The following is a 16,228-nucleotide window of genomic DNA, read 5'->3' on the forward strand; positions in this document are numbered from 1 at the left end:
GTCGCTGACCAAAAAGAAAAGCAGAAGTAGTTGCATTTTTGACGGTTCTTCATTATGATAAATAGACAAATTTGATGTTAATGGCAAGCCTACTTGAAGGAGGGGTTTATTATGTTTGAAACATTTGATGATCACCGCAGTCGTTACGCTTCTGGCGGTATTGTTCAAACACTACCTAGCGAACTGATCGATAGTATCTGGTTAATCATTGATCTTGATTTAAAAGGGTTTATTCCGTTGACAAATCTGCTCACTTTTGAAGTCCAAAACAATCATGGTCGTGTCACCCTGCTTTTTTCTCAAGCCCAAAGTCAAATCGAACTTGGTGTTGATCTACCGTACCGGTATTCCGACCTGTATCCCCAAAAAGTCTATGTATATGACGATGGGCAACGGCAAACGATTTTATTGCCTAGCGAGACTCGTTAACGCCCATTCGCCATTCTCTTTTTATAACGACACCTATATAAAAAACCACCCTTTTTATTTTAGAAGGTGTTTTTTTTTTGCATACCTCCTTTCATTTAATTCTGTCTAGCAGCAATTTCAAATAAATACTCGACAAAAACATCGTTTTTTATTACGTTTTATTGACTATTTTTTGCGAGTGAAAATAACGAATGAAGTTCCCTTATAATAAGGACAGTTGCAAAATTTAGCTGAAAGAGGTGCATGATGTTGAAAAATATCCTTGAAAAAGATATTATGCAAATGCTGCGACTCTCCACAACACTTTTAACCGAAAATCCCCTGCCTTTGAATAAAGCTGCTGCCGCCCAAAATATCTCTGTCAAAACGATCCGTCGGCTGCTGTCAAGCTATTTAAACGAGGACCCATTCTTCCACTATGATGTACAACAAGGGCACATTCGTGCAGACCGTCATTTGCAGCAATCAGCCAGTTGCTCCCTCCCCCATATGGAAATGATTGCTGCATTATTCACTAAAAGTGCAAATTATCAGCTACTCTTGCTCTTGTTAAAAATGCCGACTATTTCCTTTGCAGATCTCTACAAACGCTATTATCTCAGCCCATCCAGTTTGCATCGGCGCTTTTCATCCTTTTCTAACTTTTTAGCACCTTATCAACTAGCTATCGATCGCCGCAGTTATCCTTTAATCACTGGCAACGAACGACAACTGCGCTATGTGCTTTTTCGCCTTACCCTCTTAGCAAACCCAGCGCTTATCTCCCCCAATCAAGCGTTTCAGGAGCTGACACAAATCCATCAGTTACGGAAAACTGCTTTTTATCCCAACACATCAATCACGTTTACTCAACAAGTTTTTCCCAAACACTTTGTTCCAAGTTTCTACTTAGTCGGCGAACGCAGCTATTTGTTTTTATGGAAACAGCTTCTAACACTGGAGCCTTTCTATGTACCTGCAGAAGAATCTGGCTTCTTATGCCAAATCATCACCCCAGTTTTGAGACAGTATCCAATCGAGCAGCCGTTAGAGGTTCTTTTGCCGAAAATTTTCCAAGCCCATCTGCTGGGGGCATTATTGGAGGGCAATTTATTTGTCTACCCGCCATTAAATCCTCGCTTATCTGAACGTTCACAACGCTTGGTCCGTGCTTTCTTGACACAGCTTCCCCACTACGAAAAACTTTTAAAGAAGCATCCCGAGTTGCCCTTACTCTATGAATGCATTTGGCAAGACGTCTCTTTCTTCCAACCCATCATTGCCTTTCCGCAACAAAAAGAGCGCCCACTTGAATAGCGGTACGCTCTTTTTAAAATCATTTTACTATCAGTGAATTATTTTGCGTCAGCATCAACGATTTTCACTGAACCTTGCCATTGTTCTTCAACAAAGTCTTTGATTTCGTCTGAATGAAGCACTTCAATCAATTTCTTGATTTTGTCGCTATCTTCGTCACCACTGCGGACAGCGATCACGTTGACATAAGGAGAATTATCCGCTTCTAATAAAACAGAATCATCCGCTGGGTTCAAATCGATCCCGAATGCGAAGTTCGCATTGATGGCAATTAGGTCGGCTTCGTCGTTTTGATAAGCAGTCGCCAAAAGAGATGGATCGACGTCATGTTTAAATTCTAAGTTTTTCGGATTTTCAGCAATATCATCAAAGGTTGCCGTTTCTGTATCAACGCCGTCTTTTAAGGTAATCAAGTCAGCATCTTGTAAAATCGTTAGGATACGACCCCAGTCAGATTCAGAAGTGGAAGTAAGAACCGTTGCACCATCTTCTAGTTCTGAAATATCAGAGATTCGTTTTGAGTAAAGACCCATTGGCTCGATATGGATCGCACCGGCATTAACAAAGTCATAGCCATTGTCTGCGATTTGTTTGTTCAAGTAAGGAATGTGTTGGAAGTAATTGGCATCGATATCGCCATTTTCCAATGCTTTGTTTGGCAACACATAATCATCGAAGGTCTTGATTTCAAGATCAATGCCTTCTTCTGCTAGTAAAGGTTTGGCTTGTTCTAAAATTTCCGCATGAGGCGTAACCGATGCACCGATCACTAATTTTGTTGATTCTCCCTCAGCCGCAGATGAATCAGAGCTTCCTGAATTTGAGCCCGTTCCACAAGCAGCTAAAGCGGCAGTTAACAATAAGGTTGTTGCAATACCAAAAATCTTTTTCATATCCATTTCCTCCCATATTTTCCACTTTTTGTTCTTCGTTTCATTTACCGTTTATCGGTGGCCTTCGCAAGGAAATCGCCGACCCCTTGGATAATGAAAACGATAATTAAAATAATCACTGTTGCAACAAGCGTAACAGTGTAATTTCCACGTTGAAATCCTTCTTGCCAAGCCAAAGCGCCTAGCCCACCGGCACCAATCGCACCTGCCATGGCGGTATAACCAATCATTGAGATCGTTGTGACCGTCAGTCCTGAAATCAATGCCGGAACACTTTCTGGAATCACGATCTTATAAATGATCTCCCAGTAACTGGCGCCCATCGCTTCGGCGGCTTCAATCACACCAGGATTGACTTCACGAAAAGCAATTTCCACCATCCGAGCATAAAACGGCGCAGCCGATAAAACTAATGCTGGGATCGCTGCTTTTGCCCCTAGGAACGAACCGACTAATAATGTTGTAAACGGAATGATCAAGACCATCAAAATCATGAATGGCGTTGAGCGAAAGGCGTTACTGATGATGGAAACCACATTATAGAAAATGTTGGCTCCCGCCGTTTGTTTACGCCCTAGTGAATAAAGCGCCAATCCTAGAAGCAAACCGATCACAACCACTAAAACCATTGAGAAAAAAGTCATAAACAAAGTGTCCAGAGTGGCTTGCTGCATGTTGGTCCAGTCGACTTTTTCAAAATTAAAATAGGTTTCTACAAATGACTTATCCACGTTCAATCACCTCCACGCCCACTTGCTGCTCTTTGAAAAAGGCGATCGCTTTTTCGACCTCACTTGCTTCACCTGTCAATAAGACCGTCAAGCCGCCGAAGGATCCTTCATTGGTTTGTTGGATCTTTCCGTAAACGACATTCACATCGATCTGAAAGCGGCGGATCGCTTGTGAAATCACTGGTTCATTGGCGTTGTCTTGTGTGAATGTCAAGGTCACTAAATGCCCTTGCGGATTTTCTCGTAAGAAGGCTTGCCGTAGTTCTTCAACATCTTCTTCTGGTTCCAAATCTTGCTGAACAAAACGTTTGGTCACTTCTTGCTGCGGGTTACGGAAAACCGATTGTACTGATCCTTCTTCAACGATCTGCCCATGCTCCATCACCGCGACCTTGTTGCAGATTTTACGAATGACGTTCATTTCATGGGTAATCAGCACAATCGTCAAATGCAATTTTTTATTGATGGAAAGTAAGAGATCCAACACTTCTTCTGTTGTTTGTGGATCTAACGCACTCGTTGCTTCATCACACAGCAAAATTTCTGGTTCATTCGCTAATGCACGAGCAATCCCGACTCTTTGCTTTTGCCCGCCAGACAATTGTGCCGGATAGGCAGTTTCCCGTCCTTCCAACCCAACTAATTTAATCAGCTCTTGCGCCCGTTGCCGTCGTTTTGCTTTTTCAACGCCAGCCAACTCCAATGGCAATTCGATGTTCTCCGCCACCGTTCGAGACCATAATAGATTAAAGTGCTGAAAAATCATGCCGATTTTTTTGCGGAAGTTTCTCAATTCTTTGTTTTTCAATGCCAAAATATTTTGACCGTTAATGACTACATCTCCTGCTGTCGGCAATTCTAAGCCGTTCAACAAACGAACTAATGTACTTTTCCCAGCACCAGAGTAGCCGACGATTCCATAGATATCGCCTTTTTCCACTTGCAGTGAAACATCATTGACGGCGTGGACAGCCGTTTGCTTTTTGCCGAATGACTTTTTTACATGCGACAATTCGATTAATGCCATGTTATTCCCATCTTTCCTCTTTGGTTGGTTAAACACAAAAAAAGCTCTCATCCTCTGTACATTATACTGTTACAAAGGACGAAAGCACAACTTCCGCGTTACCACCTTGATTTACTGTCGATTCGCATCAACAGCCTCGCTCAGTACTTGAATTGCTTCGCATACTGCTGCACTGTAACGGGTGCCTCCCGTGATAGGCTTGTTTCCACTCACCTATCATGCTCAAAGACCATCTTCCATCCTCTCTCCGTCGCCCATTTGCACCAAACAGGGCTCTCTGTGTACGTTAAGAACATGTACTCTTCTTTTCAAAGCATTCATTTATTGAGCAAATTATAGCAACGTCTTATCCGACTGTCAATTCTTTTTGAAAAAATAGTCGTTTTTACAGATTTGACTTACAAAGCTTCAAATTGACTTGGGTCAACCTCTTTGAAGCTGACCAGCCAAGCATTCATTTCGTCTTCATCATTTAAGGTATCAATGGATTGATCGATTTTTTCATTTACGGAAGAAATCACGCCCGTCAATGGACTTGGAAATTCACTGACTGCTTTTTCCGCTTCTAGCTCAACAAGGGTCTCTCCTTGTTTTAAAGCAGTTCCTGCTTTTTGAATCGAAGCAAACGTGACCGTACCAAGTTCTTCTTGCGCTTCTTTTGTTAAACCGACACAATATTCTTTCCCGTTAAACAAAACCCACAAATTATCTTTTTTTCTTAAGCATTTCTTTTCCATGATTCTAGTAAGACTCCTTCATATTCATTTTCTTTAAATCCATTAATCAAAAAGCGGTCGCCGCTAACTAGCAGTGGGCGCTTGATCAACATACCATCGGTTGCCAGCACGTCGGCTGCGTCTTGGGCAGTCATGGTCGGCACTTTTTCTTTTAATTGCAATTCACGGTATTTCATGCCGCTTGTGTTAAAGAAACGGGTTAACGGTGCTTCGCTTGATTGGATCCAAGCCAGCAATTGTTCCGGTTGAGGCGGTGTGGTCACCATATCGATCGCTTCAAAGGGAATCTCGTGCTCTTCTAACCAACGCTTCGCATTTCGGCATGTACTGCATTTTGGGTACCAATAAAATGTAATCATGTGAACTCCTTAAAGTGTTTTTGGTGCGGTCTCAGCTTGATAGCGCATCGATAAAATCAAACCGATCCCAATCATATTGCTTAATAGGGCAGATCCTCCTTGGCTAATAAACGGCAGTGGAATCCCCGTCAACGGTAAGAGACCGATGTTTGCGCCAATGTTTTCAAACACATGGAAGAGAATCATCATAATGATCCCAGTTGCCAAGTAAGCATAAAATTCATTGTTGGTATCGAAACATACGCGGATCATCCGGTAGATCAAAATAAAATACAATAAAATGACAAACGCGCTGCCAATAAACCCAAAATTCTCACCGATCACTGAAAAAATCATATCGGATTCTCGGACTGGTACATACACATCGCTGACATTAAATCCTTTCCCGAACATCCCGCCAGATGCGATCGCCATCAGAGCGTACGCCAATTGGAAGGATTGCCCTTGGGTATCATGAAAAGGATCTAGCCACGAATCGATACGGGCGAACTGATACTCTTTAAAGATCCCTGTATTGTACAGCAACTCACGACCAACATCGGTGGTCACTAAGAAAATCGTTCCGCCACCGAGAATCACGAATGCCGCAATCACTGGCACAACGATTCGCCAAGAGATCCCCGACATCAAGAAGACCCCACCGAAAATCGCCAGAAAGACCAGCATCGTACCAAAGTCGTTTTGCAAGGTAATCAGGATCAGTACTGGAATCGTGACGGCCAACATTTTCGCAATCAGCAACCCATCTGTTTTCAAATCCCGTTCCCGATGCTTGACATTGTGCTGCGTGACGACTAACGCCAACATCATAATATAGGCAATCTTCATCAACTCTGAAGGCTGGAGGGTAAAGGGACCAAAACGGAACCAGTTTTTTGACCCTGTCGAGGTAGCCATTGTCCGGTCATAAAATTTCAACAGCGCCAACATGACGGCTAATCCAGCTCCATAAATATAGGGAGTCAATTTCCAGAGCCATTTTGATTTGATCTGCATGATAATAATCACCGCAATAATACCTAACACATACCATAAAGCTTGAAACCCTAAGGTTCGCCACATATTCGGGTTATTTGGATCATGCGTCAACGCCACATACAAGGACGCCACACCAATCAGACATAATAAAAATACGGGTAGAATCACACCGTAGTCAATTCGATTATCGTTCGTTTTTATTCGTGAATTTTCCATGTCCACACTCTCTTCTGTAGAATCTTTATCCATTATAGTGATATTTGAGGAGAAAAGAAAGGATTGTCCATGAGCATTCACAAAAAATTTAGAAACTTTAATGATTTTCGGGAAAAGAGGGTTAAAAATAATTCAAATTGATAAGAATTACAACGAGAGCGGACCTAACTTCTGATTCATATCTGATCAATCAGAGTATAATTACAGTATATCTATTAGACAGGAAGTTCAGAAGCATATTTTTCTATTAAAACTCGCTGAATACGTCTATATCTTATTAGTAATAAATCACTTCATTTCAACTATTCTTCTTTATTTTGATTATTCTTTGCTCAATGTAACCGAAGTACCGAACAAAGCAACTTTAACTCAGTCAAAAATTGCCACCCTATTTTCATTTCAAAGAAATAGCAACCCGTGACTACTTCTCTTAAGCTGCTCAAAATATAAATTGATGCACGACGAGCCTAATTTACCACATTAATGTGGTAATGAAATGTTATTTACGCCACCACATAATTTCACTAGAATACAATTAAGGAAGCGCTTCCGGAGGTGAACCAATGATTTTAAATGATCGAGAACAACTACTGTTGCAACTACTATTAGAACAAACGGAGTTTCGCCCTGCCTCTTTTTTTCAAAAGCAGTTAAATGTATCCCAAAAAACGGTTTATAACAATTTAACGACTTTAGAAAAGAAACTAAAAGATTCGGGACTAGCTATCAAAAAAGTACCAAGAAAAGGAATCTTTTTATCTGGTTCTGAATCAGCAAAACAGAATGGTTATCGATTGTTAGCAAAAAAAGAGACTAAACTCGAACTATTTTCACCTAATTATCGTAAAATCTTTATTTTCGCTAACTATCTGTTTTCAGTAAAACCAATGCATTATCAGGAATTCTCTGAATATTTTTATATTAGCAACCAGTCAATAAAGAAAGATGTTGATGAAATCGTTGCTTTCTGTCGATTCCATCAAGTATCAACAAAAATGACTACTAGCGGACTCAAGCTAACCTCAGTTGAATCTGCTGCTCAAAACGTATTCAAATCTTTTTTAGAGAAGTATACCGACGCCAAAGCCAGTGAAAATCTTTTGGTCAACAATCTCTTTGACTCTAAGGTTCTCGATTTAACGAAGAAATTTGTCTCAGACATGACTCAAACAATCGGCCATCCAGTCAATAATTATTCTATTGAATCCTTGAAGCTTTCATTGCGAATTTTTCTTTCAAGACTTCTTATAGATAAACACATTGAAAAACAAGAGCAGCTAGTATTTGACGAACTTAGACGAATGAAATTCTATATGATCGCGGTTGATTTTTCTGAAATGATCCAACAGCAACTACCTGTTCAATTTAGTGATACAGATATTCAATATGTATGTTCCTTGTTATTAGCACACGGCATCGAACCTTTTGGTCAAATGGATGAGCCTCACGAATCTACTATCACAAATTGTACGAAACAAATTATTCAAAAAATGTCACATATGTTAAACGCAGATCTGACACAAGATAAATTATTACTGCAAACATTGCTGGCTCATATCGTTCCCATGATCCATCGATCAAAGACAGGAATTTTATTGAAAAACCCACTGATAAAAAGTATCAAAAAACAATACTCAACAATGTATACATTGACCAAATATGCAATTGGAGATTTAGAGGAGCGATTTCAAATCTTATTAACAGAAGACGAAGTTTCTTTTCTGACGATCCATTTTCAGCTAGCCTTTGAAAAGATAAAAATTACTAACCATATACTAATTGTTTGCCAATCTGGTTTTGCTACATCGGAGTTGATTTTTAACCGTATCAAACAGACGATCGCTGCTGATACCGTATTGGAGATCATTCCTTTGAGTAAACTGGCCAGTACATCTCTTGAGGCTGTTGATCTGATCATATCAACTATTCCATTGGACATTACAGCACCGCCAGTTATTTATATTTCGCCGCTTCCTACTACCGAAGAAATAGGAAGAATCTCAGCAAAGATATCTAATCTTAATGAGAATGAGAAAAATTTTTACTCAAAAAAATACCAGAAAACGACTTTATTACAAAAATATTTAGATCCTACTTTCCTTTTTGTCAAAAAAAAGTTTCGAGCAAAAAAAGATGTACTGGATTTTTTAGCAGATGATTATCTGAAAAAAAAGCTTGTTACAACAAAATTTAAGCATTCTCTATTTGAACGAGAGGAACTAGGAAGCACGGGCTTAAAGACGGGAGTAGCCATTCCACATGCTGATCCACATACAGTGAAAGAAACAAAACTTGCTTTTCTCACCCTCGATGCGCCAATTACTTGGGGAGACACAAAAATCCAACTAATTGTTTTGCTTGCGATTGCTGAAGAAAACATGATCGAGGCAAAAGAGTTGATCGCTTCGATTTACGGATTGTTTAACTCAGCCGAAGAAATTCAATGGATCGTTAATAGTCAAACGCAAGAAGAACTGTATCAAAGATTGTTAAGAGGAGGAAATTGATCATGTTTTTTGATCACCAAATCGTGTTACTTGAAAAAGATTCTAAAACAAAAGAGGAAGCTTTTCGACTATTAGCAGACGAACTCATCAAAACTCATTGTGTAAATGATCAGTTCTATCAAAATATCGTACAGCGAGAAGAAACCTTTCCTACAGGTTTAAAAATTAACGGCATTGGGGTAGCGATCCCACATACGGACAGCAAATTTGTTTTACGATCCCAAGTCGCTTTTATGTCACTTGCCTCTCCCCTTTCATTTATTGAAATGGGTTCGCAAGAAAAGAAAATCGATGTATCTCTGTTGTTCATGCTTGCATTGAAGGAACCACATGAGCAATTGGGTATGCTACAAAATCTTATCTCTATGTTTCAAACACCAGGGGTTTTGGAAGCCCTATCCTCAGTAACGACTAAAGAAGCGTATCTTTCGATTATTGAAAAAAATGGACTGCAATAAAAAGGAGGAACAATTATGTTAAATGCATTACAGTGGTTCGTTGATCTAGGTTCAATCGTTGTTTTGCCTATTTTAATTTTTATTTTTGGAATAATTTTGGGAACCAAGCCTGGCAAAGCCTTTACTTCAGCCTTAACTGTTGGTGTCGGGTTTGTTGGATTGAATTTGGTGATTGACCTTCTAAGCAGCAGCTTGGGTCCTGCCGCCCAACATATGGTTGAACGTCTAGGATTAAATTTGACAACGATTGATGTCGGATGGCCTGCCGCAGCGGCAATTTCTTACGGGACGATTTTAGGAAGCCTTGCGATTCCGATTGGTGTGGTCCTAAATGTTTTACTCATCATTTTAGGGCTGACTAAAGTATTGAATGTAGATATTTGGAATATTTGGCACGCAGCCTTCATCTCTTCTCTGATTTATGCCCTCACTGGAGACTTTGCAATGGGGATCGCGGCCACCGTCATCTATTTGATGATGATTCTTTTAATGGGAGATATTTTAGGTCCGATCATTAATAAGTTCTACGGATTTCCTAATATCACTTTTCCTCATGGTACCGCCGCACCCGGATTCATCTTTGCACTACCGATGAATTGGCTCTTTGATCGTATTCCGGGACTAAAAGATTGGAAAGCAGATCCAGAAACCATTCAGAAAAAATTTGGTGTCTTTGGCGACTCCACTGTTATGGGCTTTTTGATTGGTCTCATCATGGGAATACTTGCCGGATATGACACAGCAGGTGTCGGCCAATTAGCCGTCCAAACAGGCGCTGTGATGGTTTTGATGCCTAAAATGGTTGCTTTACTGATGGAAGGACTAACACCTATTTCTGAATCTGCAAATGAGTTCGTCAAAAAACGGTTTCCTGGAAGAGAGCTTTACATCGGTATGGATGCAGCATTATCAGTTGGTCATCCAGCTGTCCTTTCTTCCTCATTGCTGCTAGTTCCGATCACTATTTTGTTAGCCGTAGTTCTACCTGGCAATACGACCTTACCTTTTGGTGATTTAGCAACCATTCCCTTTCTGATTTGCTTGATGGCTGCTGTTTTTGGAGGAAACATCATTCGAACAGTAATTGCTGGAACGATTTATATGGTAAGCATTCTCTATATTACTTCGTGGGCAGCACCGCTTGTCACTACTGCTGCTCGATCCGCAAACTTTGATCTACAAGGAAACTCTATGATCACTGCTATGGCTGAAGGTGGTTTATGGACCACATTCCTTTATGTCGGCTTAACCAAAATATTAAGCTGGGGCGGTTTAGCCATAATTGGTGTCTCTGTTTTGTTTGGATTGATTTATGTAAATAAAATTCGTCCCAAGAAACAACTATCAAAATAATAGGAGGAAATGATAATGAAAAAACTATTGATTATGTGCGGCACAGGTGTTGCAACTTCAACAATTGTAACAAACAAGGTAAAAGAATGGCTGAAAGAAAAAGGGATGACTGATCAAGTGAAACTGTATCAATCCAAAGTGGCAGATGAGATGAATAAAATTGATGACTATGACATCGTGGTGAGTACAACGGTTGTTCCAGACTCAATCAAAGATCGCGTAATTATGGGGCTGCCACTCTTAACAGGGATTGGTACAGAAGAAATGTACGCGGAAATCGAAAAGAAAATCAAAGAATAAGGAGAATGCCCTATGTTGGTCACAACAAAAGAACTATTCGCACATGCAGAAAAACACAATTATGCATTACCTGCAGCAAATTTTTTCGACTTAACTAGTGCAAGATCATACGCGGAGACTGCTGAACGTTTAAACAAGCCTTTGATATTGGCCTTCGCTCAGTCCCATATGAACATGTTGACTTTAGAAGAGGCTGCCATGATTGGAAAATTTTTGGCAAAGAAAAGCACTGCACCTATCGCTCTGCACCTAGATCATGGTACCGATGAAGAGGTCATCAAAAAAGCCATTCATTTAGGTTTTACTTCCGTAATGATCGATGCTTCTGAGGAGCCATTTGAAGAAAATGTCCGCCGATCAAAGGAGATCGCCGATTACGCTCATAAAAATGGTGTCGTTGTTGAAGCCGAAATCGGGCACGTCGGGTCGGAAAACAGTCTGGAATCAGCCGGAAATAGTCAATCTATTTACACAGAACCTTCTGAGGCTGTTGCATTTGCCAAATTAACCGGGGTTGATTCGTTGGCAGTTTCTATTGGCACCTCTCACGGACATTATCAAGGGATTCCCAAAATAAATTTTGACGTTTTAAAGGAAATACACCATGCTGTCAATGTTCCTCTTGTTCTGCATGGCGGATCCTCTTCTGGCGATGAAAACCTTGAAAAATGTGCCTTAGAAGGTATCCGGAAAATAAATATTTTTACTGACTTTGTCACTGCTGCTATGAATGAAATTCACAAAAATCAACCAAATGACTATTTCGATTTACTTCATTCAGCAAGCAATGGAATGTCCAAGACACTCGAGCACTATTTTACAGTCTTTCATACCAAACCTTATCGTGAAGGAGAAAGCTAATGAAAAAAAGAACTTTAAGAACGCCATTCTTTGTCATCAATCCCAAAGCCTATCTTTATGGAAAACAAGCATTGGCATTGGCAAAAGCTGCTGATGAGTTGTCATCTTTGTATGACATCGACATTCTATTTACTGTTCAGCATGCAGACGTTTCTTTAATTAAACAGGCAACAACACATTTATTCGTCACTGTCCAACATTTAGACGGAATCGAAATTGGTCGTGGAATGGGCTATGTTTTACCCGAAGCAGTGGCAGAAGCCGGAGCTGAAGCTACCTTTTTAAACCATGCTGAACACCCCATGACATTGCAAGAACTGACTAAAGCGATTCAGCGCTCAAATGAATTGGGTCTCTTAACAATTGTGTGTGCGAATTCATTGACTGAAGCGAGAGCCGCGGCTTCCCTGAAACCGGATGTGATGGTTTGCGAGCCAACCGAACTAATTGGGACAGGACAAACCAGTGATCTTCAATACATGACGGAAACAAATCGTGTTGTTCGGGAAATTGATCCAGAAATCCTGATTTTGCAGGCTGCTGGTATATCTAGTGCGGCCGATGTTGAAAAAGCTTTGTCGTCAGGTGCTGATGGTACCGGAGGGACAAGCGGCATTGTGCAAGCAGATGATCCCGTTCAAACCCTTACAGAAATGATCAAACAAGCGGTGAAGCATAAAAAGGAGGATTAACACTGTGAAATTTTTAAAAGAGCAACTGACGTTAACTTCTAACGGGAATCGAGTGTCTTACCACAACATCACAGAAGAAGTGAAAACGATGGTTGAAAAAAGCGGAATTTCAAATGGAATCTGTCTCGTACAGTCTCCCCATACGACCTGTTCTGTTATCTTTGAAGAATACATGCATGATACAGACTTTAACGGAGATGAATTTCTTCAAGTTGATTTAAACCGAATTCTCGATAAAATTATTCCTCGTGAACTATCAGAAAATACCGATTATCGTTATCCTGGACCAAAGCATTTAGAATTTTTGATGAGTCTGGACGATCCAAACTACCCAACAGATCCAGCAACGATTTTAAACGGCGATGCCCATATTCGCTCGAGTTTTTTCGGTGCAAGCGAAAGTTTTATTTTAAGTAACGGCAAGCTAGAGATCGGCTCTGTAGGCTATATCTATTTTGTTGATTTCGATCAAAATCGTGTGCGAAATAGGACATGCCATGTAATGCTAATGGGCGAATAAGAACAGTTATCGGGTAAATCAGGAAAAATTGAGATTACTTATCACCTGCAAAAGAAAAACCATGAATCCTCTAAAAGAAGATTCATGGTTTTTCATTTCTTATGCCAGCTGCAGGATTCGAACCTGTGACCTACGCGTTACGAGTGCGTTGCTCTACCAACTGAGCTAAGCTGGCGTTGTATGGCACAAAGAAAATTATATGCAAAAACGGTTGTTTTGTAAAGAGGTCTGCTGAAAAAAATCTACTTACTGAAATTTTCCGAAAATTGTGATATAATAGAAGTATCAAGGAGGTTTTTACATGGCAACATTTGGTAAATTCGAAACAACAATTGTCCCGTCACAAGAAGGTTCAACGTTTGAGGTCGCTACTCCTGTCATGTTCACGTTCCATGGGAAGAAACAAACTGGTACCATCACAAAGCAGTTGAAAAACTCTGCGGTGGTCGAGCTGAACGAAACCCCAGAAAACCAGAAATTAGTTTCGCAAAGTAATGGTGTATTGATCATCAATTACAAACAATTAACCAAACTATAACCCGTTTAATGCAAGGAGAAAATCAGTTGATTTTCTCCTTTTTTCATTGTCTGATTTTATGAAAAGCTAAAAAAAGCCATGGATAACCGATCGAACCGTTTTGGCAGTCGATCTTCTTCCATGGCATCATTGACGAGGCAAAACTTGAAGCAGTTGCCTTTGTCTTATTTGTATTGATTTATTTTGTACCGAATAGACGGTCACCGGCATCGCCCAAACCAGGAACGATATAGCCGTGTTCATTTAGGCGTTCATCAAGATTTGCAGTGTAGATATCAACATCTGGATGGGCATCTTGCAATGCTTTCACGCCTTCTGGTGCAGCAACTAAGCAGACGAATTTCATGTTTGAAGCGCCGCGTTTTTTCAGTGCGTCGATCGCCATGATCGCTGAACCGCCCGTAGCTAACATTGGGTCAACGATAAATAATTGACGTTCATCGATATCTTCAGGTAATTTTACGAAGTATTCGTGTGGTTCTAGCGTTTCTTCATCACGGTACATCCCGATATGACCAACTTTTGCGGCTGGGATCAATTCAAGGATACCATCAACCATGCCTAGACCTGCGCGCAGGATCGGAATGATCGCTACCTTTTTACCAGATAGTGTTTTTTGTGTTGATTCTTCAATTGGTGTTTCAATCACTAGATCTTCAAGCGGCATGTCGCGAGACACTTCATACGCCATCAACATTGCGATTTCATTAACAACTTCACGGAAAACCTTTGTTCCACAGTTCTTGTCGCGGATCATTGTTAATTTGTGTTGGATCAGCGGGTGATCGATTACTTGAAATTTACCCATTTAAAAAAATCTCCTTTGGTTTTTCTCTTATTTTAAAGCAAATCGGCTCTTGTTACAACCATCTGCCACAGGCAATACTGCTTTTCCTCAAAAAAAGGATTGTGTTAGAAGGAAGGAGACAAGACGGCATGTAACACGCCTCTACGTTCATTCTAGCCCCTTTTTCACTTTTGGTGATCAAAGGAGCTGGAGCGTAGGAAAAACGCGTGAGACGTCTTGTCTGACCTTAACTTCTGTCACAGTCCCAATTTATTTGTTTTTGTAAAGTGGATAGTTGTCCGTCAATTCTTTGACTTGCGTCGCTACTTCTGCCAAGACGGCTTCATCATTTGGTTTTTCTAAAACTTTGACGATCAATTTCGCCACTTCGACACAATCTTCTTCTTTAAAGCCACGACTAGTGATCGCTGGTGTCCCCACGCGAATCCCACTCGTTTTGAAAGGACTTAATGATTCGAAAGGAATAGAGTTTTTATTGACGGTGATATTGACTTGATCCAGCAATGCTTCTGCTTCTTTTCCGTTCAAATCAAAGCCACGCACATCGATCAATAATAGGTGATTGTCTGTTGCACCAGAGACCAACCGGGCTTGTGGTGCTTGGTTGAAGACTTTCGCCATTGCTTGCGCATTGCGAATGACTTGTTCAGAGTACTCTTTGAACGACGCATCTTGTGCTTCTTTAAATGCAACAGCTTTCGCTGCAATCACGTGCTCTAATGGGCCGCCTTGAATACCAGGGAAAACGGCACTATTGATTTTTTTCGCTAAATCTTCATCATTTGTTAAAATCAAGCCGCCTCGAGGGCCGCGTAATGTTTTATGGGTCGTAGAAGTCGTGATGTCCGCATAAGGAACTGGGTTTGGATGAAGACCAGCCGCTACTAAACCAGCGATATGCGCCATATCCACCATCAATTTTGCGCCAACTTCATCAGCGATTTCACGGAACTTCGCAAAATCGATCGTACGTGAGTAAGCACTGGCACCGGCAACGATCAGTTTCGGTTGATGCTTGCGCGCCAAAATACGAACGACATTGTAGTCAATGACTTCTGTTGCAGGATCAACACCATAACTAACAAAATTATAGGTCTTGCCGCTGAAATTCACTGGTGAGCCATGGGTCAAATGACCGCCTGCGGAAAGATCCATCCCTAATACTGTATCGCCTGTTTCGATCAACGCTAAATAAGCTGCTGTGTTGGCTTGAGAACCAGAATGCGGTTGAACATTGGCATATGCCGCACCGAAAATACTTTTCGCCCGTTCAATTGCTAAGTTTTCTACCACATCAACAAATTCACAGCCGCCATAGTAACGACGACCTGGATAACCTTCAGCGTATTTATTTGTCAAAATACTACCTTGCGCAGCCATTACACCTTCTGAAACGATATTTTCAGACGCAATCAATTCCAAATTGTTTTGTTGACGATTCGTTTCTTTTTCGATCGCTTGCCACAATTCGGGATCAAACGTTTGATAATCCATGCTTACAACACCCCTTTACCTTAATGGTAGC

18 protein-coding genes, 1 tRNA gene and 1 other annotated feature are annotated in these 16,228 nt (G+C 40.8%); of the genes, 10 read left to right on the top strand and 9 right to left on the bottom strand.

The annotated features are described in order from the left end of the window. Positions 1-111: 111 nt before the first annotated feature. Together IGJ01_RS15000 and IGJ01_RS15005 are read left to right on the top strand one after the other, a co-directional pair. Positions 112-429 carry a DUF960 domain-containing protein gene (locus IGJ01_RS15000; RefSeq protein ID WP_005233624.1) on the top strand — a complete coding sequence of 106 codons (318 nt, stop codon included), beginning with the start codon at positions 112-114 and terminating at the stop codon, positions 427-429. 243 nt (positions 430-672) lie between these two features. Further along, positions 673-1,725: a helix-turn-helix domain-containing protein gene (locus tag IGJ01_RS15005; protein ID WP_430601226.1), complete on the top strand. Its 1,053-nt coding sequence runs from the start codon at positions 673-675 to the stop codon at positions 1,723-1,725. A 38-nt stretch (positions 1,726-1,763) separates the two neighbouring features. Here IGJ01_RS15005 and IGJ01_RS15010 read toward each other — a convergent pair whose 3' ends face one another. From IGJ01_RS15010 to IGJ01_RS15035, 6 genes are all read right to left on the bottom strand, one after another. After that, positions 1,764-2,618, bottom strand: a complete 855-nt coding sequence (locus IGJ01_RS15010) for a MetQ/NlpA family ABC transporter substrate-binding protein (protein ID WP_010749087.1) — start codon at positions 2,616-2,618, stop codon at positions 1,764-1,766. 44 nt (positions 2,619-2,662) lie between these two features. Beyond that, on the bottom strand, positions 2,663-3,349 hold the full coding sequence (locus IGJ01_RS15015) for a methionine ABC transporter permease (protein WP_005233617.1): 687 nt from the start codon (positions 3,347-3,349) through the stop codon (positions 2,663-2,665). After that, the gene (locus IGJ01_RS15020) at positions 3,342-4,376 is read right to left on the bottom strand and encodes a methionine ABC transporter ATP-binding protein (RefSeq protein ID WP_008379383.1); all 1,035 of its coding nucleotides are present in this window, start codon (positions 4,374-4,376) and stop codon (positions 3,342-3,344) included. Before IGJ01_RS15020 ends, IGJ01_RS15015 begins: the two co-directional genes overlap by 8 nt. Before the next feature lie 71 nt (positions 4,377-4,447). Further along, positions 4,448-4,697 (bottom strand) — a binding site (T-box leader). 77 nt (positions 4,698-4,774) lie between these two features. Beyond that, complete coding sequence (locus tag IGJ01_RS15025) at positions 4,775-5,113, bottom strand: glycine cleavage system protein H (RefSeq protein WP_087664570.1); 339 nt, start codon at positions 5,111-5,113, stop codon at positions 4,775-4,777. Continuing rightward, positions 5,095-5,472 (bottom strand): arsenate reductase family protein, encoded by a 378-nt coding sequence (locus IGJ01_RS15030; RefSeq protein ID WP_005233612.1) that lies wholly within the window; start codon positions 5,470-5,472, stop codon positions 5,095-5,097. The genes IGJ01_RS15025 and IGJ01_RS15030 overlap by 19 nt, the downstream gene beginning before the upstream one ends. 9 nt (positions 5,473-5,481) lie before the next feature. Further along, complete coding sequence (locus IGJ01_RS15035) at positions 5,482-6,666, bottom strand: FtsW/RodA/SpoVE family cell cycle protein (protein ID WP_008379376.1); 1,185 nt, start codon at positions 6,664-6,666, stop codon at positions 5,482-5,484. Between the two features lie 563 nt (positions 6,667-7,229). On the opposite strand from IGJ01_RS15035, the gene IGJ01_RS15040 reads away from it, so the two are divergent. Genes IGJ01_RS15040 through IGJ01_RS15070 form a run of 7 tightly spaced genes read left to right on the top strand, consistent with a single transcriptional unit; the run spans position 7,230 to position 13,357 of the window. Then, complete coding sequence (locus tag IGJ01_RS15040; RefSeq protein ID WP_005233607.1) at positions 7,230-9,173, top strand: BglG family transcription antiterminator; 1,944 nt, start codon at positions 7,230-7,232, stop codon at positions 9,171-9,173. Positions 9,174-9,175: 2 nt separating this feature from the next. After that, a complete protein-coding gene (locus IGJ01_RS15045) occupies positions 9,176-9,631 on the top strand; it encodes a PTS sugar transporter subunit IIA (protein WP_005233600.1) in 456 nt (151 codons plus the stop codon). A gap of 15 nt (positions 9,632-9,646) precedes the next feature. Continuing rightward, positions 9,647-10,984 (top strand): PTS galactitol transporter subunit IIC, encoded by a 1,338-nt coding sequence (locus IGJ01_RS15050; RefSeq protein ID WP_005233598.1) that lies wholly within the window; start codon positions 9,647-9,649, stop codon positions 10,982-10,984. A gap of 15 nt (positions 10,985-10,999) precedes the next feature. Beyond that, positions 11,000-11,284 carry a PTS sugar transporter subunit IIB gene (locus IGJ01_RS15055; protein WP_008379369.1) on the top strand — a complete coding sequence of 95 codons (285 nt, stop codon included), beginning with the start codon at positions 11,000-11,002 and terminating at the stop codon, positions 11,282-11,284. A gap of 12 nt (positions 11,285-11,296) precedes the next feature. Then, on the top strand, positions 11,297-12,145 hold the full coding sequence (locus IGJ01_RS15060; protein ID WP_005233590.1) for a class II fructose-bisphosphate aldolase: 849 nt from the start codon (positions 11,297-11,299) through the stop codon (positions 12,143-12,145). Then, the gene (locus tag IGJ01_RS15065; RefSeq protein ID WP_005233588.1) at positions 12,145-12,837 is read left to right on the top strand and encodes a triose-phosphate isomerase; all 693 of its coding nucleotides are present in this window, start codon (positions 12,145-12,147) and stop codon (positions 12,835-12,837) included. The genes IGJ01_RS15060 and IGJ01_RS15065 overlap by 1 nt, the downstream gene beginning before the upstream one ends. A gap of 4 nt (positions 12,838-12,841) precedes the next feature. Further along, complete coding sequence (locus IGJ01_RS15070; RefSeq protein WP_005227898.1) at positions 12,842-13,357, top strand: YjbQ family protein; 516 nt, start codon at positions 12,842-12,844, stop codon at positions 13,355-13,357. 102 nt (positions 13,358-13,459) lie between these two features. Here IGJ01_RS15070 and IGJ01_RS15075 read toward each other — a convergent pair. Further along, positions 13,460-13,532: transfer RNA gene (locus tag IGJ01_RS15075), tRNA-Thr, on the bottom strand. A gap of 126 nt (positions 13,533-13,658) precedes the next feature. On the opposite strand from IGJ01_RS15075, the gene IGJ01_RS15080 reads away from it, so the two are divergent. After that, complete coding sequence (locus IGJ01_RS15080; protein ID WP_005227896.1) at positions 13,659-13,895, top strand: hypothetical protein; 237 nt, start codon at positions 13,659-13,661, stop codon at positions 13,893-13,895. Positions 13,896-14,073: 178 nt separating this feature from the next. Here IGJ01_RS15080 and upp read toward each other — a convergent pair whose 3' ends face one another. Continuing rightward, entirely contained in the window at positions 14,074-14,703 is a 630-nt protein-coding gene (gene upp, locus IGJ01_RS15085) for a uracil phosphoribosyltransferase (protein ID WP_005227894.1), read from the bottom strand. A gap of 249 nt (positions 14,704-14,952) precedes the next feature. Continuing rightward, the gene (glyA, locus tag IGJ01_RS15090; protein WP_005233585.1) at positions 14,953-16,197 is read right to left on the bottom strand and encodes a serine hydroxymethyltransferase; all 1,245 of its coding nucleotides are present in this window, start codon (positions 16,195-16,197) and stop codon (positions 14,953-14,955) included. Positions 16,198-16,228: the final 31 nt, after the last annotated feature.

It is taken from the genome of Enterococcus sp. AZ089, assembly GCF_050547225.1.
Taxonomy (GTDB): domain Bacteria; phylum Bacillota; class Bacilli; order Lactobacillales; family Enterococcaceae; genus Enterococcus_D; species Enterococcus_D entomosocium.